Origin of the sequence: Speluncibacter jeojiensis (assembly GCF_029589495.1) — a bacterium.
Taxonomy (GTDB): Bacteria; Actinomycetota; Actinomycetes; order Mycobacteriales; family Mycobacteriaceae; genus Speluncibacter; species Speluncibacter jeojiensis.
Window position 1 is genome coordinate 315,167 of the sequence record NZ_JAAIVF010000004.1, and the last position, 16,178, is coordinate 331,344.

Consider the following 16,178-nt stretch of genomic DNA (forward strand, 5'->3'; position numbering starts at 1 on the left):
CAGACGGGCGCGGCACGGATTCTCCGTGCCGCGCCCGTTCGGTGTTCAGCGGATCCTGTTCGGTGGTCCCTGTCCGATCGGGTTCAGCCGACCGGGCCTGCCGCCGGTACCACGGTGGTGACCTGCGTGGTGTTGCCGAGTATCCACGTCACCTGCAACGGTTGCCCGGGGTGCTCGGTGTCCATGAGGTTCGTCAGGTCGGTGGGCGAGCCGATCGGGTGGCCGTCGACTGCGGTGATCACCGCGCCCTGCGGCAGTCCGGCCCGCGCCGCCGGCGCGCCCGCGACCGTGCCCATCACCTGGGCGCCGGCCCCCTGCTGCGGCGCGGCGATCTCCACGCCGAGGAACGCGGTGGGCCCGATGTGCACGGTGGTCGAGGCCCGGCCCGACTCGATCTGCCGCGCAAGGGATGTCGCCTGGTCGATCGGGATCGCGAAGCCCTCGTGCGGGCCGACGTTCACCCCGAACCCGCCCAACGGGGTCTGCAACTGGTAGCCGGCGGACGCGGCGGTGTCCATGCCGACCACCCGGGCGGACGGATCGACCAGCGGGCCGCCCGAATCACCTGGCACCACATCGGCATTCGTCTGGATCAGCCCGGTCAGCTGCTCGGACGACGCACCGGTGTCGTCGGTCGCGGTGATCGCCTGACCGAGGTCGGTGACGGCGCCGGGGGCGACCGACGGAGTGCCTGCGCCACCGGCGTTGCCGATCGCGACGACTTGCTCGCCCCGCACGACACCGTTCGAGTCGCCGATCGGCGCGGTGGTCAGTCCGCTCGCGCCCTGCAGCTGGACGACCGCGACGTCCTGGGTGCGGTCGTAACCGACGACGGTGCCGGTGTAGCGGCGTCCGTTGCCCAGGTCGGTGACGACGATCGAGGTGGCGCCCTCGACCACGTGGTTGTTGGTCAGGATCTCTCCGTTCGGGCTGAGCACGATCCCTGTCCCGGCCGCGGCGGCGCCCTGGTCACCGAGGACCGTGTCGATGTCGACCAGTCCCGGGATCACCTGCGAGGCCACCGCCCGCGGGTTCATCGGCGCGGACAGCATGTGGACGTCGCTCGCCAGGCGCAGGTCGGCGGTGCGGGTGGAGTGCCCGACCGGGAACATCGCCACGCCGAGGGCGAGCGCGAACGCCGAGACCGACGCACCGATGAGCACGTGGCCGAGCACCGAGGTGGAGGGTTGACCAGTGACCTTGTTCACAGATCCAGTACAGCACCGAACACTGCCCGGTGACTGAGTTCCACCTGAGAAGTGCCCAAGCGTCCGCCGCCACCGGCCTGTCCAGGCCATGGACTGTCGCGGTCGGGGCCGTCACCGGATGCACTGCGCAGCCCGCAACCCGCGGCTACTGTGAGCACACTCGATCTCGCGCAGCGCGAAAGGCACGCCATGACGCAGCCGTCCCACCCCCACGCAGCGCGGGTCATCGCCGTCACGATCGCCGCCGCGGTCGGCGGCTTCCTGTTCGGCTTCGACAGCTCGGTGATCAACGGTGCGGTCGACTCGATCCAGGACCACTTCGCCCTGGGCTCGTTCGTCACCGGGTTCACCGTGGCCATCGCGCTGCTCGGCTGCGCCGCCGGTGCGGGGTTCGCCGGCCGGCTGGCCGACAGCTGGGGACGCAAACGGGTGATGGTGCTCGGCGCCGTGCTGTTCATCGCCTCCTCGATCGGCTCGGGGCTCGCGTTCAGCCTGTGGGATCTGATGCTGTGGCGGGTGATCGGCGGCCTGGGCATCGGCATCGCCTCGGTGATCGCGCCGACCTACATCTCGGAGATCGCGCCGGCCGCCTACCGGGGCGCGCTGGCCTCGATGCAGCAACTCGCGATCACGGTCGGCATCTTCGCCGCACTGCTCTCGGATGCGTTGCTGCAGAACGCGGCCGGCGGTCCGGCGAACATCCTGTGGTGGGGGCACGAAGCCTGGCGCTGGATGTTCCTGGTGGGCGTGATCCCCGCGGCCTGCTACGGGGTGCTCGCGATGCTGATCCCGGAATCGCCCCGCTACCTGGTGCGCAAACACCTCGACGACGAGGCGGGCCGCGTGCTCGCCGAGTTCGGCGGCGAACTCGAACCGGGCATCCGGGTGGCCGAGATCCGGCTGACCCTGCGCGAGGAGGCGCGGTCCTCGCTCGCCGACATCCGCGGCACGGCGTTCGGTCTGCACCCGGTGGTCTGGGTGGGCATCGGCATGGCGATCCTGCAGCAGTTCGTCGGCATCAACGCGATCTTCTATTACTCCACGACGCTGTGGCGGTCGGTCGGATTCTCCGAGTCGCAGTCGTTCGCCACCTCGGTGATCACCTCGATCATCAACGTCGCCATGACCTTCGTGGCAATCCTGTTCGTCGACCGCATCGGCCGGCGCAAGCTGCTGCTGGCCGGGTCGATCGGCATGTTCGTGGGCCTGGTCCTGGCCGCCGTCGCCTTCTCGCAACAGGTCGGCAGCGGCAAGGACGTGAGCCTGCCCAGCCCGTGGGGCCAGTTGGCGCTGGTGGGTGCGAACCTGTTCGTGGTCTTCTTCGCCGCCACCTGGGGACCGGTGATGTGGGTGATGCTCGGCGAGATGTTCCCCAACCGGATGCGCGCGGTCGCCATGGGCGTGTGCACCGCCGCGAACTGGCTCGCCAACTTCGCTGTCACGCTGGCGTTCCCGCCGCTGAGCGAGCACGTGGGACTGTGGCTGGTGTACGGAATCTTCGCACTGTTCGCCGGGCTGTCGTACTTCTTCGTGCGCGCCAGCGTCCCCGAGACCAAGGGCATGCAACTCGAGGACATGGACAGGCTCGGCGAGGCCTCCCCCGCCCGCTGACAGGCCGGCCGGCGACCGGCGGCCCAGCGAAGGTCTGCCGCTTCAGCCCGACGCGGCCTCGTCGCGCAGCGCGGCCGGGTTCACCACGGCCGCACCGCCGTCGAGCCCGACGACCCAGCCGGTGATGTCGCGGGCGACGTCCTCGGCCGTCAGCCGGAGGTCGCCGAGCACCTCGCCGCGGGTGCCGTGGTCCAGGAAGGCCTGCGGCACACCGATATCGCGGCACGGCACGTCCACGCCCGCCGCCCGCAGGGCCGCCGACACCGAGGAACCGATGCCCCCGTGCACGCCGCAGTCCTCGACGGTGACCACCAGCGAGTGCTCGGCGCCGAGCTTGACAAGCGAATCGGGCACCGGCAGCACCCACCGGGGATCCACCACGGTCGCCGAGATCCCCTGCATCCGAAGGTGTTCGGCCGCCTGCAGCGCGAGATCGGCGAACGGGCCGACCGAGACGATCAGCACGTCCGCCGGGCCGGACTGCGGCCGCGCCAGCACATCGACCCCGTCGCCGAGACGTTCGAGGGCCTTCGCCTGCGCGGGCACCGCCCCCTTCGGGAAACGGATCGCGGTCGGTCCGTCGCTCACCTCGAGGGCCTCACGCAACTCCTCGCGCAGGGACTCGGAGTCACGGGGCGCCGCCACGCGGATCCCCGGCACGATGCCGAGCAGCGACATGTCCCACATGCCGTTGTGGCTCGCTCCGTCCGATCCGGTGACGCCGGCCCGGTCGAGCACGAGGGTGACCGGCTGCTTGAGCAGCGCCACATCCATCAGCAGCTGGTCGAACGCGCGGTTGAGGAAGGTCGAGTAGATCGCCACCACCGGGTGCAGGCCGCCGAGCGCGAGCCCCGCGGCGGACGCCATCGCATGCTGCTCGGCAATGCCGACATCGAACATGCGGTTCGGGAACCGCTTGCCGAAGGCCGCCAGTCCGGTCGGCCCCGCCATCGCCGCGGTGATCGCGACGATGTCGTCGCGCCGCTCCGCCTGGTCGATCAGCTCTGCCGAGAACACCGAGGTCCAGCTGGTCACCGGGCTGCTGGTGGGCTTGCCGGTCAGCGGGTCGAACGACCCGGGCGAGTGCATCTGGTCGGCCTCGTCGTTCTCCGCCGGGGCGAAGCCCATGCCCTTGTGCGTGACCGCGTGCACGATCACCGGACCGCCGAATGCCTTGGCCCGGCGCAGCGCCGACTCCATCGCGTGCTGGTCGTGGCCGTCGACCGGGCCGAGGTACTTCAGGCCCAGGTCGGTGAACATGACCTGCGGGCTGACCGCGTCCTTGAGCCCGGTCTTGACGCCGTGCAGCATCTTGTACGTCGCGTCACCCACGACCGGCATGCCCTTGAGCGCGCGGCGTCCCTGGTCGAGCACCCGCTCGTAGCCCGGACGCAGCCGCAACGAGGCGAGATGGTCGGCCAGGCCGCCGATGGTCGGCGAGTAGGACCGGCCGTTGTCGTTGACGATGATCACCAGCGAGCGGTCCTTGCCGGCGGTGATGTTGTTGAGCGCCTCCCAGCACATGCCGCCGGTCATCGCGCCGTCGCCGACCACCGCGACCACGTGCCGGTCGGACTGCCCGGTCAGCTCGAACGACTTGGCCAGCCCGTCCGCGTAGGACAGCGCCGCGGAGGCGTGCGAGGACTCGACCCAGTCGTGCTCGCTCTCGGCGCGGCTCGGGTACCCGGACAGCCCGCCCTGTTTGCGCAGGCTGTCGAAGCGGTCCTGACGACCGGTGACGATCTTGTGCACGTAGGCCTGGTGGCCGGTGTCGAAGATGATCGCGTCCCGCGGGGAATCGAACACGCGGTGCACGGCGAGCGTCAGTTCGACCACACCGAGATTCGGGCCGAGGTGACCGCCGGTGGCGGAGACCTTCTGGACGAGGAACTCGCGGATCTCCTGTGCAAGCACCTTCAGTTCGGTGGGGGTCAACCGACGAAGATCGGCAGGTGCCTGCACACGCGCGAGCACACTCATCCGGACCACTCCTCTCACCGGTCGACGGGACGCCGACCGACGGCTGATCCGCCGGTGGCATGCCCGTCAGTCTACGGAGTCGCCGAACGCTCATCGGACGATCCCCGCGGATCGCACCGGTTCGTGTCGCTCCCGTAATGCCGCCCGCGACCGGGCGACCGCCCTATCGTCGAGGGGTGCGCAGCGTCGTCGACGAGGTCATCGCCCAGGTTTTCGAGCTGTGCCGCCACGACACGGGCGGCGCGGTCGCGGACTACATCCCGGAGCTCGCCTCGGCGGATCCGGACCGGTTCGGCATCTGCGTGGTAACCAGTCAGGGGCACACCTACGAGATCGGCGATTCCACGGCCGAGTTCACCATCCAGTCCATCTCCAAACCGTTGACGTACGCGATGGCGCTGGCCGACCGCGGTCCCGACGCAGTGGCCGCGCGGGTCGACGTCGAGCCGTCGGGCGAGCCGTTCAACGAGATCAGTCTCGACCCGATCACCGAGCGTCCCCGCAATCCGATGATCAACGCCGGGGCCATCACCATGGCGTCCATGGTCGGCGGGCGCAACGTCGAGGAACGCTTCGAGCGGGTGCTGTCGGCGTATTCCGCGTTCGCCGGGCGACGGTTGCGGCTCGACGAGCAGGTGTACCGCTCCGAGGCGCGCACCGGCTACCGCAACCGCGCCATCGGCTACATGCTGCGCTCGTTCGACATCCTCGGCAGCGAACCCGACGCCGCCCTGGACCTCTACTTCCGGCAGTGCTCGATCGCATTGACCTGCCGGGACCTGGGCATGATGGCGGCGACCCTCGCGAACAACGGTGTCAATCCGCTCACCCGCGAGCGGGTCCTCGCGCCCGCGCTGGTCGAACGCACGCTCAGCGTGATGACCACCTGCGGCATGTACGACGCGGCCGGCGCCTGGGTGGCCGAGGTCGGGCTGCCCGCCAAGAGCGGCGTCGGCGGCGGAGTTCTCGCCGTGCTGCCCGGGCAACTGGGCATCGCGGTGTTCTCGCCGCGGCTGGACGCGCACGGCAACAGCGTCCGCGGGGTGCAGGCCTGCCGGGAGCTCTCCCGCCTGCTCGAACTGCACTTCATGCACGTGGTCCGCGGCGCGCACACGGCGATCCGGTCGAGCTACCCGGTCAACGCTGCGCCCTCGCGCAAACGACGCACCGACACCGAACAGGCGACGCTGCGGATGAGCGGACAGCGCGGCCGGGTCTATGAACTACACGGCGACCTGCTGTTCGCCGGGGCCGAGACGGTGGTCCGGGAGATCTCGGGCCGCGACGAGACCCTCGACGCGCTGGTCCTCGACGTGCAGCGCGTCGGCGACGTCGCGCGGGTGAGCCGGCGGCTGATCAGCGACCTGCTCGACGCGCTCGCCGAGACCGGCTGCCAGGTCGCCGTGGTCGACCCGAAGCGGCTGCTGCGCGCGGAGGGCGTGGCGCCGACACACCCGTCGTTCGACGACATCGACCTGGCGGTGCAGTGGTGCGAGGACCGGGTGCTCGATCTGCACTGCGCGGTCTCCCGGCAGCGACCGGACGTCGACGTCGTCGACCACCCGATGCTCTCCCGGCTCAGTCCAGAGCAGGCCGACCGTTTCCTCGCCGCCCTCGAGCCGCGTGTGTTCGCGCGCGGCGACGTGATCGCCCACCGCGGGGAGCCGGCCCGGTGGCTCGCGCTGATCACGTCCGGCGAGGTCAGCCAGCTGATGCCGATGGACTCCGGGATCGTCCGCCGGGTGGTCACGTTGTCGGCCGGGATGTCCTTCGGCGAGTCGCCGCTGCTGACCGGGGGCGCCGTGCTGACCGACACCCGCGCCGACACCAAGGTCCGGCTGATGGTGCTGCCGCGCGCGCGGTTCGAGGAACTCTCCGCCGAGGACCCGGCGCTGCGGATCGCGCTACTCGAGCACGTCGTCGCCGATGCGCACCAACTGGTGGACACCACGCTCGGGTCCCTGACGGCGCGCCGCCTCGACCTGTGACGGGGCGGCCGATGATGTTTCTCACAGTAAGTGGTACTCATGGTGCATGACACATCTGCTGCGCCCCGGCGACACGAGCCTGGCTCAGCACGCCATGCGCCACCCGGCACTGGCCGCGATTTACCAGCGGTGGTGGCGCCCGGCGCTCGGATACGTGCTGACCGGCGGATCGGGGCCGTCGCCGCGCGGCGAGCGTGACCGGGCGGTCGACGCGCTGCGGATCGCGCGCGGCGACCGGGTGCTCGACGTGGCCTGCGGCCCCGGCAATTTCACCCGGCACTTCGCCGAGGTCGTCGGTGACACCGGGCTGGCGGTCGGTGTGGACCTGTCGGTACCGATGCTCGCTCGGGCCGTCGGCACTGCCACCGTTCCGGCCACGACCATCGCTCATCCCGCCTATCTGCGCGCGGACGCCCACGAGTTGCCATTCCCCGACGGCACCTTCGATGCGGTGTGCTGTTTCGCTGCGCTGTACCTGATCCCCGATCCGCTCACAGTTGTCGACGAGATGGTGCGCGTGCTGAGGCCCGGCGGCCGGATCGCGGTGCTCACGTCCTGCCGCTCGGATGCGGCGTGGATCCGGTTGCCGCAGACGCTGATCGCCGGTGCGAGCGGCCTGTACATGTTCCGTCGCGACGAGATCGTCGAACGGTTCACCGCGGCCGGGCTCGAGCAGGTCGAGTTGCGGGTCGACGGCCTGGCGCAGTTCGTCTCGGCCGGCACGCCCGCCCGGCCCTGACCCCGCCGCGCCGGTGACCGCCCGCTAGCGGGTCAGCAGTCCGACGCACTCCATGTGGTGGGTCATCGGGAACGCGTCGAACACCCGCAGTTCCTGGAGCCGGTAGCCGCCGTGCGCGTACAGCGCGACGTCGCGGGCGAACGAGGCCGGGTCGCAGCCGATGTGCACGATCCGCTCGGGGCCCGTCGCGCAGAGCGGCTCGACGACCTCGCGGCCGGCACCCGACCGCGGCGGATCGAGCACGACGACGTCCGGTTCGCCCAGCGCGTGCTCGGCCAGCAACCGTTCGACGCGTCCGTGGCGGAAATCCACCTGCGGCAGGTCCGCCAGCGCCGCGCCGCCATCGGCGACGGCCTGGCCGGAGCTCTCCACCGACACGATCCGGCCCGTCTGCCCCACCGGGCCGGCCAGCGCGGCGGCGAACACCCCGACACCGCCGTACAGGTCCCAGACGTGGGCCCCGGGCTGCGGCGCGGCCCACTCGCCGACGAGGTCCGCGTAGCGCGTCGCGGCGCCGCGGTGGGCCTGCCAGAACCCGGTCGCGGCGACCAGCCACTGCCTCTCGCCGACCCGCTGGACCGGGTGCCCGTCGCCTTCGACCACCGATTCCGCCCGGCGGGCGGCGGACGCGGCGCGCCGGGCCGCGGCCCCACGCCGTCCGCCGTCACGGCGCCCGGTCCGCGACAGCCGCGGCGGGGCGATCTCGACGACGTGCCGGTTGCCGTCGTCGTCGAGCACCACCTGCACCTCGGCGCCGGGCTGCCACGTGCGGTCCGCCAGGTCCGTGTAGGCGGACGCCGGCATCTGCGGACAGCGCAGGTCGGCGATCACCTCGGTGGCCCGGTAGCCGTGGAAGCCTGCGCGCCCGTCGTCGCCGACGGCCAGGCGCACCCGGGTCCGCCACCGCGTGCCATCCCCTGTCCCCGGTAGTTCCTCGACCTCGACGTCCCGGTCCAGGTGCGCGATCCGGCGCAGCTGCTCCGCGACGACAGCGGCCTTCAGCTGCAGCTGGCCGGACCGATCGACATGCGAGAAATCGCAGCACCCGGCGCCCCCAGGACCGGAGACGGGACACACCGCGCGAACCCGGCCGGCCGCGGCCTCTATGATCTCGACCGCGTCGGCCCGGCAGAACGACCCGCCGCGGTCCTCTGTCACCCGTGCCCGGACCCGTTCGCCGGGCAGCGTGTGCCGGACGAACACCACGCGCCCCTCGTGCCGCGCCACACAGAAACCGCCGTGGCCCGGGTTGCCGACCGACAGTTCCAGGGTCTGACCCACCCAGTTCTCGGTCATGATCGTGGGGCTTCCTCTCCCAGTCCGCGCCGGGTGGCCCCCGGGGCATGTGACACGTCGACGGGCCGAGTGCCCTTCGACGACTCGAGCTGCCACGGGACGCTGGTGACCATCACCCCGCGCTGGAACAGCAGCCGGCTCTTGAGCCGCAGCGCACTCTGGTTGTGCAACACATGCTCCCACCAGCGCCCGACCACGTATTCGGGAATGAAGACCATCACGACGTCACGCGGCGAATCCCGCCGGACGCGTTTGACGTAGTCCAGCACCGGCCGGGTCACCTCCCGGTACGGCGACTCGATCACCTTGAGCGGCACGGTGACGTCGCTGCGCTCCCAGGCCTGCACCAGCGCCCGGGTGTCCGCGTCGTCGACGTTGACGGTGATCGCCTCGAGCGTGTCCGGGCGGGTGGCGCGCGCATACGCCAGCGCCCGCAGTGTCGGCTTGTGCAGCTTCGAGACCAGCACGATCGAGTGGGTCCGGCTGGGCAGGACCGCGTCCCAGTCCTCCTCGGAGGCCAGTTCGGCGGCGACCGAGGCGTAGTGCCGGTGGATCAGCTTCATCAGCACGAAGATCACCACCATGGCCAGGATCGCGATCCACGCGCCGGCGAGGAACTTGGTGATCAGCACGATGACCAGCACGGTGCCGGTCATCACCAGGCCGATCGAGTTGATCACCCGCGACCGCTGCATGTGCCGGCGCGCCGCCGGGTCGGTCTCGGCCGCCAGCAGCCGCGTCCAGTGCCGGACCATGCCGATCTGGCTGAGGGTGAACGAGACGAACACGCCCACGATGTACAGCTGGATCAGCTGGGTGACCTGCGCGCCGAAAGCGACGACCAGGCCGATCGCCGCCGCGGCGAGGAACAGGATGCCGTTGCTGAAGGCCAGCCGGTCGCCACGGGTGTGCAGCTGGCGCGGCAGGAAGCTGTCCTGCGCCAGCACCGACCCGAGCACCGGGAACCCGTTGAACGCGGTGTTCGCGGCGAGCACCAGGATCAGCGCGGTCACCGAGGTGATGAAGTAGAAACCGGCCGGGAAGTTCGCGAACACCGCGCCCGCCAGTTGCGCGATCATCGTCTTCTGCTCGTACCCCTCGGGCGCGCCGATCAGCTGCCGCGCGGGATCCTCGGCGATCTTCACACCGATCTTCTGCGCGAGCACGAGGATGCCGATCAGCAGGGCGACCGCGATCGTGCCGAGCATGAGCAGCGTGGTCGCGGCGTTGCGGGACTTGGGTTTCCGGAAGGCCGGCACCCCGTTGCTGATCGCCTCCACGCCGGTCAGCGCAGCACATCCGGACGAGAACGCACGCGCCACCAGGAAGACGAACGCGATTCCGTACAGGTGACTGTTCTCCGCGGTCATCTGGAACCCGGCGGATTCGGCCTTGACGTCGCTGCCGAGGACGAAGACGTCGAACAGCCCCCACACCAGCATGACCGCCATGCCGACGACGAAGGCGTAGGTGGGGATGGCGAACGCGGTGCCCGCCTCGCGGATGCCGCGCAGGTTCACCGCGGTCAGCAGGGCGATGGCCACCACCGCGAACAGCACCTTGTGCGTCTGCACGAACGGGACCGCGGACCCGATGTTCGAGGCGGCCGACGAGATCGACACCGCGACGGTGAGCACGTAGTCGACCAGCAGCGCGCTGCCGACGGTCAGGCCCGCATTGCGCCCCAGGTTGGTGGTCGCGACCTCGTAGTCACCACCGCCGGACGGATAGGCGTGCACGTTCTGCCGGTAACTGGCGACCACCACCGCCATCACCAGCGCGACGGCCAGACCGATCCACAGGCTGTAGGAGTACGCGGACACCCCGGCGACCGAGAGCACAAGGAAGATCTCTTCCGGGGCATAGGCGACGGACGACATCGCGTCAGACGCGAAGACCGGCAGCGCGATCCGCTTCGGCAGCAGGGTGTGACCGAGTCGGTCACTGCGAAACGGTCGTCCGACCAGCATCCGTTTGGCGGCGATGGAGAGCTTGGACACCGCGCAAGCGTATGCGGCGGACGGGAGAACGCAACGCGGAAGCCCGGCGAAGGGTCCGGCTGCGGTAGCGTTCGAGCCGACAGAGAGTCCGCCACACAGGCAGTCGGAGGTCCAGCACGTGCACGTTGTTGTGATGGGATGCGGCCGCGTCGGTTCGTCCCTCGCGGCTTCCCTGTCCCGAATCGGTCACGATGTCGCCGTGGTCGACCGGGACGAGTCCGCCTTCCGCCGCCTCGGCGCCGACTTCACCGGACAGCGGGTGGTCGGCATGGGCTTCGACCGCGAGGTGCTGATCCGCGCGGGCATCGAGCGGGCCGAGGCCTTCGCCGCCGTCTCCTCCGGCGACAACTCGAACATCATCGCGGCCCGGCTGGCGAAGGAGACCTTCGACGTCCAGCGGGTGATCGCGCGCATCTACGACGCCAAGCGCGCCGCCGTCTACGAGCGCCTCGGCATCCCGACCGTTGCCACCGTGCCGTGGACCACCGACCGCCTGCTGCACACGCTCACCCACGACAATCCCCCGGACAAGTGGCGCGACCCGTCGGGCAATGTCGCGGTGGTGATGCTGTCTCTGCACGAGGACTGGGTCGGCCGCAAGGTCACCGACCTCGAGGAGGTCACCGGCTCCCGGGTCGCGTTCCTGATCCGCTTCGGTTCCGGCGTGCTGCCCGACCGCCGCACGGTCATCCAGGCCGACGACCAGGTCTATGTGGCCGCGGTGTCGGGCTCGGTCGCCGAGGCCGTCGCCCTGGGCGAGAATCCCCCGCCGGACCTGTGACCACGGTCGCGCCTCCGCGCCCCGGTCGTCCGCCCCGACCGGTGACCTCCCCTCCGGGCCGATGCGCCCGGGTCTGCACCCGAGAACGGAACCGAACATGAAAGTTGCCATCGCCGGCGCCGGTGCCGTGGGCCGCTCGATCGCCCGCGAGCTGCTCGCCAACGAGCACATGGTGATGCTGCTCGAGCGCAACGCCGACCACATCGACGTCGACGCCATCCCGAAGGCGCAGTGGGTGTACGCCGACGCGTGCGAGCTCGCCTCGCTCGAGGAGGCCCAGCTGCAGGACTTCGACGTGGTGGTCGCCGCGACCGGTGACGACAAGGCCAACGTGGTGTTGAGCCTGCTGGCGAAGACGGAGTTCGGTGTGCGCCGCGTCGTCGCGCGCGTCAACGATCCGCGCAACGAGTGGCTGTTCAACGAGTCGTGGGGGGTCGACGTGGCGGTGTCCACCCCGCGCATGCTCGCGTCGCTGGTCGAGGAGGCGGTCTCAGTCGGCGACCTCGTCCAGCTGATGACGCTGCGCCAGGGCCAGGCCAACCTGATCGAGGTGACCCTCCCAGCCGACACCGCGCTGGCCGGCAAGCCGGTGCGCAAGGTGGAGCTCCCGCGCGACGCCGCGCTGGTCACGATCCTGCGCGGGGGCCGGGTGATCGTCCCCCAGCCGGACGATCCGCTCGAGGGCGGCGACGAGTTGCTGTTCGTCGCGGCGGTCGAAGTCGAGGACGAACTGCGCGCGGCGATCGGCCTGGCCCCCGCCGAGCCCTCCTGATCCTGCGTCAGACGTCGGCGGGCCCGCTGCCGGCGTCGGTCTGCCCGGCCGCGTCGGCGAGGATGCCGAGCCGGCGGTGGACGCGCTCGCCGAACGGCTCCCCGCCGAGCAGCAGCGCGTGCGCGCCGGCGCTCCCGCCGAGCGCCAGCTGCGCCCGGCCGCAGCCCAGATAGAGCATCGCGCCGGGTTCGACGACCGTGCCGCCGACCCGCACGGTCCCGGCGATCGGCACCACCGCGTGCTCGAAGTCGTCCTCGAGGGGCAGCACCGCCCGCCCGCCGGAGCCGAGCGTGAGATCCGCGACGGCCAACGGGGTGTGCACCGGCAGCAGGGACCGCACGCCCGCCAACTCGCCCGCGAGCACCCGCGCCCGGATACCCCTGCCCTGCAGGGTCGGTGCCTGATCGTGTCGCTCCCAGGACGGCGCTGTGTCACGGGTGCGGCGCGGCAACGCCAGCCACAACCGGACCGCCGCCGGACCGCCGGTCTCCCCCGCGGTGATGCGCGTCGTCTCCCGCACGCCGCGACCGGCCGTGAGCGCCGCGAGACCGCCCGCCGCCAACGGGGTTTCGGTTGTCGACGTCGCGATGTCGAACCCGTGGCGCATTTCCGCGTCCAGCACCCAGTCGATCACCTGGACGCCGGCGCGCGGTCCCGTCAGGGCCGTGTCGTCGCGACCGAGGATGTCGACGCCCGTCACCGCGCCGACCATCCGCGCCCCGACCGGAACGATCTCGCACACCGGGTGCGCGGCAATGCCGTCGAAACCACCGAGATGCACTGTCTGCAGGGGTGCATGCGCCACGGCTCCCGAGCCTACGACGTCGGCCGATCCCCTGCCGGCGTTGACAACCCGCATTTCCTGAAAGAGACTTGCATTTGATTGCTTCTCTCATTCAGGTGGTGTTGTCATGAACACTCGACGCTGGTGGGCCCTGTCCGCACTCTCCCTCGCCGTGTTCGCCGTGGGTATCGACACCATCGTGCTGACCGTGGCCCTGCCGACCCTTTCCGTCGACCTGCGCGCGTCGACCTCTCAACTGCAGTGGTTCACGGCCGCGTACACGCTCGTCCTCGCCGCCGCACTGCTGCCGGCGGGCAGCCTCGGCGACCGGTTCGGCCGCAAACGCCTCCTGCTCGGCGCTTTGATCCTGTTCGGCATCGCCTCGCCGGCGTGCGCCTACGCGCGGTCGGCGGCGGAGCTGATCGCCGCCCGCGCGGCACTCGGCCTGGCCGCCGCGGTGATCCTCCCGCTGTCGATGGCCGCGGTGCCGGTGCTGTTCCCCGGTCGCGATGAGCAGCGACGGGCGATGACGATCTGGGTCACCGCCACCGCCCTGGGCCTGCCGCTCGGCCCGATCCTCGGCGGGTGGCTCCTGCAGACGTTCTGGTGGGGGTCGGTGTTCCTGGTGAACGTTCCACTGGTGCTGTGCGCCGTCGTCGCTGTCACCCGTCTCGTGCCGGAATCCTCCGGCGCCGTCGCCAGCCGGTTCGACATCGCGGGCGCACTGCTGTCGGTCGCCGGACTGCTCGGCGTGACCTATGGGCTGATCGCCGCCGGAGCGCATCCGTGGGGCCACCTCGGGGTACTCGTTCCACTGGCAGCCGGCCTCACCGCCCTGGTCGCCTTCGGCCGCCGGGAACGGCGTTGCCGCCACCCGTTGGTGGACCCCACACTGCTGCGGCGCCGCGAATTCACCGTCGGCGCCGGACTCGCCGCGCTCGCCAACTTCACGATGTTCGGCGTCCTGTTCACCCTGCCGCTCTACCTGCAGTCCGTCCTCGGCGCGGATGCATTCGAGACCGGGCTCGGACTGCTGCCGCTGATCGGGGGGCTCGTCGTCGGCGCCCGCGGTGTCACCGTGCTCAGCGTGTGGATGGGACCGGGCGCGGTCATCGGGATCGGGTTCGCCCTGCTGGCCGTGGGCTGCGGGGTCGGGACGACGACCTCGCCCGGATCGGGCACCGGCCTGCTGATCGGTTGGCTCACGGTCGCCGGGGTCGGATTGGGCGTGATCATGCCCACCGCGATCGCTGCGGCGACCGCCACCCTCACACCCGACGACGCGGCCTCGGGTTCCGCTCTGACCCAGGCGCTGCGGCAGGTCGGCGGCACCATCGGCGTCGCGGTGCTCGGTACCGCACTGACCGCCACCTACCGCGCACATCTGACCGGCCTCCCGGCCGGGCTCCCCCCGCAGGTCCGCGACGCGGTGAGCGCATCCGCCTCCTCCGGCGCCACGGCCGCCCGCCGTCTCGGCCTGCCCGACCTCGTCACGGACGTGCACGCGGCCTTCGTGGACGGCATGGCAGTCGCACTCTGGATCTCGGTCGCGGCGGCGGTTGCCGGTTTGGTCGGGGCCTGCGTGCTGCTGCCGCTGCGCGCCGAGCCCGCACCGCCGCAGCCGCATCCCGACGCGACCCCCGAGTACGCCGAGCTACCGCCGATGAACCACCGCGGATGAGCAACACTGGAGACGTGAGCACGCAGGCGAGCCTTCGCGAACGCAAGAAGATCAAGACCCGCAGGATCCTTCGTGAACAGGCGTTGCGGCTGTTCGCCGAGCAGGGCTACGCGCAGACCACGGTCGACCAGATCGCGGCGGCCGCCGAGGTCTCGCCGAGCACGTTCTTCCGCTACTTCCCCAGTAAGGAGCAGGTCGTCCTCGTCGACGACCTCGACGCCCCGATGCTCGCGGCCATCGCGGAGCAGCCGGCGCACCTGCCTCCGTTGACGGCGTGCCGACTGGCGTTCCGCTCGGTCCTGGCCACGCTGACGCCGGACCAGCTCGCCACCGAACGCGCACGCCAGCAACTGTTGTTCACCGAACCGGAACTGCGGGCGACCTTCTTCGACCAACTCGGCCGCAACATCGCGATACTCGCCGACGCCATCGCACCGCGCGTCGGACGTGAACCCGGTGACTTCGAGGTCCGCGTGTTCGCGGGTGCGCTGACCGGTGCGGCGCTCGGGGCCATCGGCGACGGCCCGCCCGAACTCGACCATCTGATCAAGGCGATCGAGTTCCTCGAAGCGGGCCTACCGCTCTGAACCCCTCGCCCGGTCACGGCGACCCGGCTGCCGCCATCCGGCTCGGGTCCACCCGCCCAAGCCCCGCGGTGATGAACGCGGCCACCAGTTCCGCGGCCGCGGCGCGGTTGCCGGCGTCCGCCGACAGCGCGCTCCGCGTTCCCGACACCACCGCCGCGCTGGTCATCTCAGCCATGATCCGGGCCGCCCATTCCGCCGCCGGTCGGCCCTGCCCGGCGACGTAGGAGCCGATCAACCGGCTCAGCTGGGCGGTGACCGACTCCCAGAGGTCCTGTCGGGTCCGGTCCGCGCCGGGGTCCTGTCGGGTCCGGTCCGCGCCGGGGTCCTGTTCGGCGCCGAACAGCAGCCGGAAGCCGTACGGATGCGCCGCCGCGTAGTCGAAGAACGCACGGACGTCCGCGCGGATCTGCTCCTCGAGCCCAAGCTGCGCCGCCTCCGCGTAACGCCGGAACAGCCAGCGCTGCGCAGTCGACGCTTCCCGCACCAGACACGCCTCGTACAACGCGTCCTTGGCCCGGAAGTGCGCATACAGGGTGGGTTTGGTCGAGTTCGCCTTGGCCGCCACCTGCTCCATCGTCGCCGCCCGGAAGCCCCGCTCGGCGAACACCGCGCAGGCGGCGTCGAGCAACTGGTCGTCGGTCGGCCGCGCGCGGGTGGAGCGTCGACCGGAACCCGCCAGCGGTGGCGTCAGGGTGGCATCCGTCACACCCGTCACATTACTCCGAAGTAAGGAGATCCCCGGGCCTTACCT

Annotated in this window: 13 protein-coding genes; 7 read left to right on the forward strand and 6 right to left on the reverse strand. The window is 70.9% G+C overall.

The genetic code is table 11. From position 1 onward, the window contains the following. Window positions 1-83: 83 nt before the first annotated feature. Complete coding sequence (locus G4X40_RS14785; RefSeq protein ID WP_408642217.1) at window positions 84-1,112, reverse strand: S1C family serine protease; 1,029 nt, start codon at window positions 1,110-1,112, stop codon at window positions 84-86. Window positions 1,113-1,259: 147 nt separating this feature from the next. Here G4X40_RS14785 and G4X40_RS14790 point away from each other — a divergent pair, with 147 nt between their 5' ends. Continuing rightward, a complete protein-coding gene (locus G4X40_RS14790; protein ID WP_277833511.1) occupies window positions 1,260-2,819 on the forward strand; it encodes a sugar porter family MFS transporter in 1,560 nt (519 codons plus the stop codon). 42 nt (window positions 2,820-2,861) lie between these two features. Here the strand turns inward: G4X40_RS14790 and dxs are convergent, their stop codons facing one another. Next, window positions 2,862-4,799, reverse strand: a complete 1,938-nt coding sequence (gene dxs, locus G4X40_RS14795; RefSeq protein WP_277833513.1) for a 1-deoxy-D-xylulose-5-phosphate synthase — start codon at window positions 4,797-4,799, stop codon at window positions 2,862-2,864. 176 nt (window positions 4,800-4,975) lie between these two features. Between dxs and glsA the strand changes: the two genes are divergently transcribed. Beyond that, window positions 4,976-6,787, forward strand: a complete 1,812-nt coding sequence (gene glsA / locus G4X40_RS14800) for a glutaminase A (protein WP_277833514.1) — start codon at window positions 4,976-4,978, stop codon at window positions 6,785-6,787. A gap of 46 nt (window positions 6,788-6,833) precedes the next feature. Beyond that, window positions 6,834-7,526 (forward strand): class I SAM-dependent methyltransferase, encoded by a 693-nt coding sequence (locus tag G4X40_RS14805; protein WP_277833515.1) that lies wholly within the window; start codon window positions 6,834-6,836, stop codon window positions 7,524-7,526. Window positions 7,527-7,550: 24 nt separating this feature from the next. Here the strand turns inward: G4X40_RS14805 and G4X40_RS14810 are convergent, their stop codons facing one another. Beyond that, window positions 7,551-8,822: a class I SAM-dependent RNA methyltransferase gene (locus G4X40_RS14810; RefSeq protein ID WP_277833517.1), complete on the reverse strand. Its 1,272-nt coding sequence runs from the start codon at window positions 8,820-8,822 to the stop codon at window positions 7,551-7,553. Then, window positions 8,819-10,822 carry an APC family permease gene (locus G4X40_RS14815; protein WP_277833519.1) on the reverse strand — a complete coding sequence of 668 codons (2,004 nt, stop codon included), beginning with the start codon at window positions 10,820-10,822 and terminating at the stop codon, window positions 8,819-8,821. The genes G4X40_RS14810 and G4X40_RS14815 overlap by 4 nt, the downstream gene beginning before the upstream one ends. A 118-nt stretch (window positions 10,823-10,940) precedes the next feature. Here G4X40_RS14815 and G4X40_RS14820 point away from each other — a divergent pair, with 118 nt between their 5' ends. After that, the gene (locus G4X40_RS14820; protein ID WP_277833520.1) at window positions 10,941-11,603 is read left to right on the forward strand and encodes a potassium channel family protein; all 663 of its coding nucleotides are present in this window, start codon (window positions 10,941-10,943) and stop codon (window positions 11,601-11,603) included. Window positions 11,604-11,700: 97 nt separating this feature from the next. After that, on the forward strand, window positions 11,701-12,375 hold the full coding sequence (locus tag G4X40_RS14825; RefSeq protein WP_277833522.1) for a potassium channel family protein: 675 nt from the start codon (window positions 11,701-11,703) through the stop codon (window positions 12,373-12,375). A 7-nt stretch (window positions 12,376-12,382) separates the two neighbouring features. Here the strand turns inward: G4X40_RS14825 and G4X40_RS14830 are convergent, their stop codons facing one another. Next, window positions 12,383-13,180 carry a pirin family protein gene (locus tag G4X40_RS14830; protein ID WP_277833524.1) on the reverse strand — a complete coding sequence of 266 codons (798 nt, stop codon included), beginning with the start codon at window positions 13,178-13,180 and terminating at the stop codon, window positions 12,383-12,385. Between the two features lie 106 nt (window positions 13,181-13,286). Between G4X40_RS14830 and G4X40_RS14835 the strand changes: the two genes are divergently transcribed. Together G4X40_RS14835 and G4X40_RS14840 are read left to right on the forward strand one after the other, a co-directional pair. Beyond that, window positions 13,287-14,840: a DHA2 family efflux MFS transporter permease subunit gene (locus G4X40_RS14835; RefSeq protein ID WP_277833525.1), complete on the forward strand. Its 1,554-nt coding sequence runs from the start codon at window positions 13,287-13,289 to the stop codon at window positions 14,838-14,840. Continuing rightward, window positions 14,837-15,427, forward strand: a complete 591-nt coding sequence (locus G4X40_RS14840) for an acyl-CoA-like ligand-binding transcription factor (protein ID WP_277833526.1) — start codon at window positions 14,837-14,839, stop codon at window positions 15,425-15,427. Before G4X40_RS14835 ends, G4X40_RS14840 begins: the two co-directional genes overlap by 4 nt. Before the next feature lie 13 nt (window positions 15,428-15,440). Here the strand turns inward: G4X40_RS14840 and G4X40_RS14845 are convergent, their stop codons facing one another. Further along, window positions 15,441-16,133 carry a TetR/AcrR family transcriptional regulator gene (locus G4X40_RS14845; protein WP_277833527.1) on the reverse strand — a complete coding sequence of 231 codons (693 nt, stop codon included), beginning with the start codon at window positions 16,131-16,133 and terminating at the stop codon, window positions 15,441-15,443. Between the last annotated feature and the right edge of the window lie 45 nt (window positions 16,134-16,178).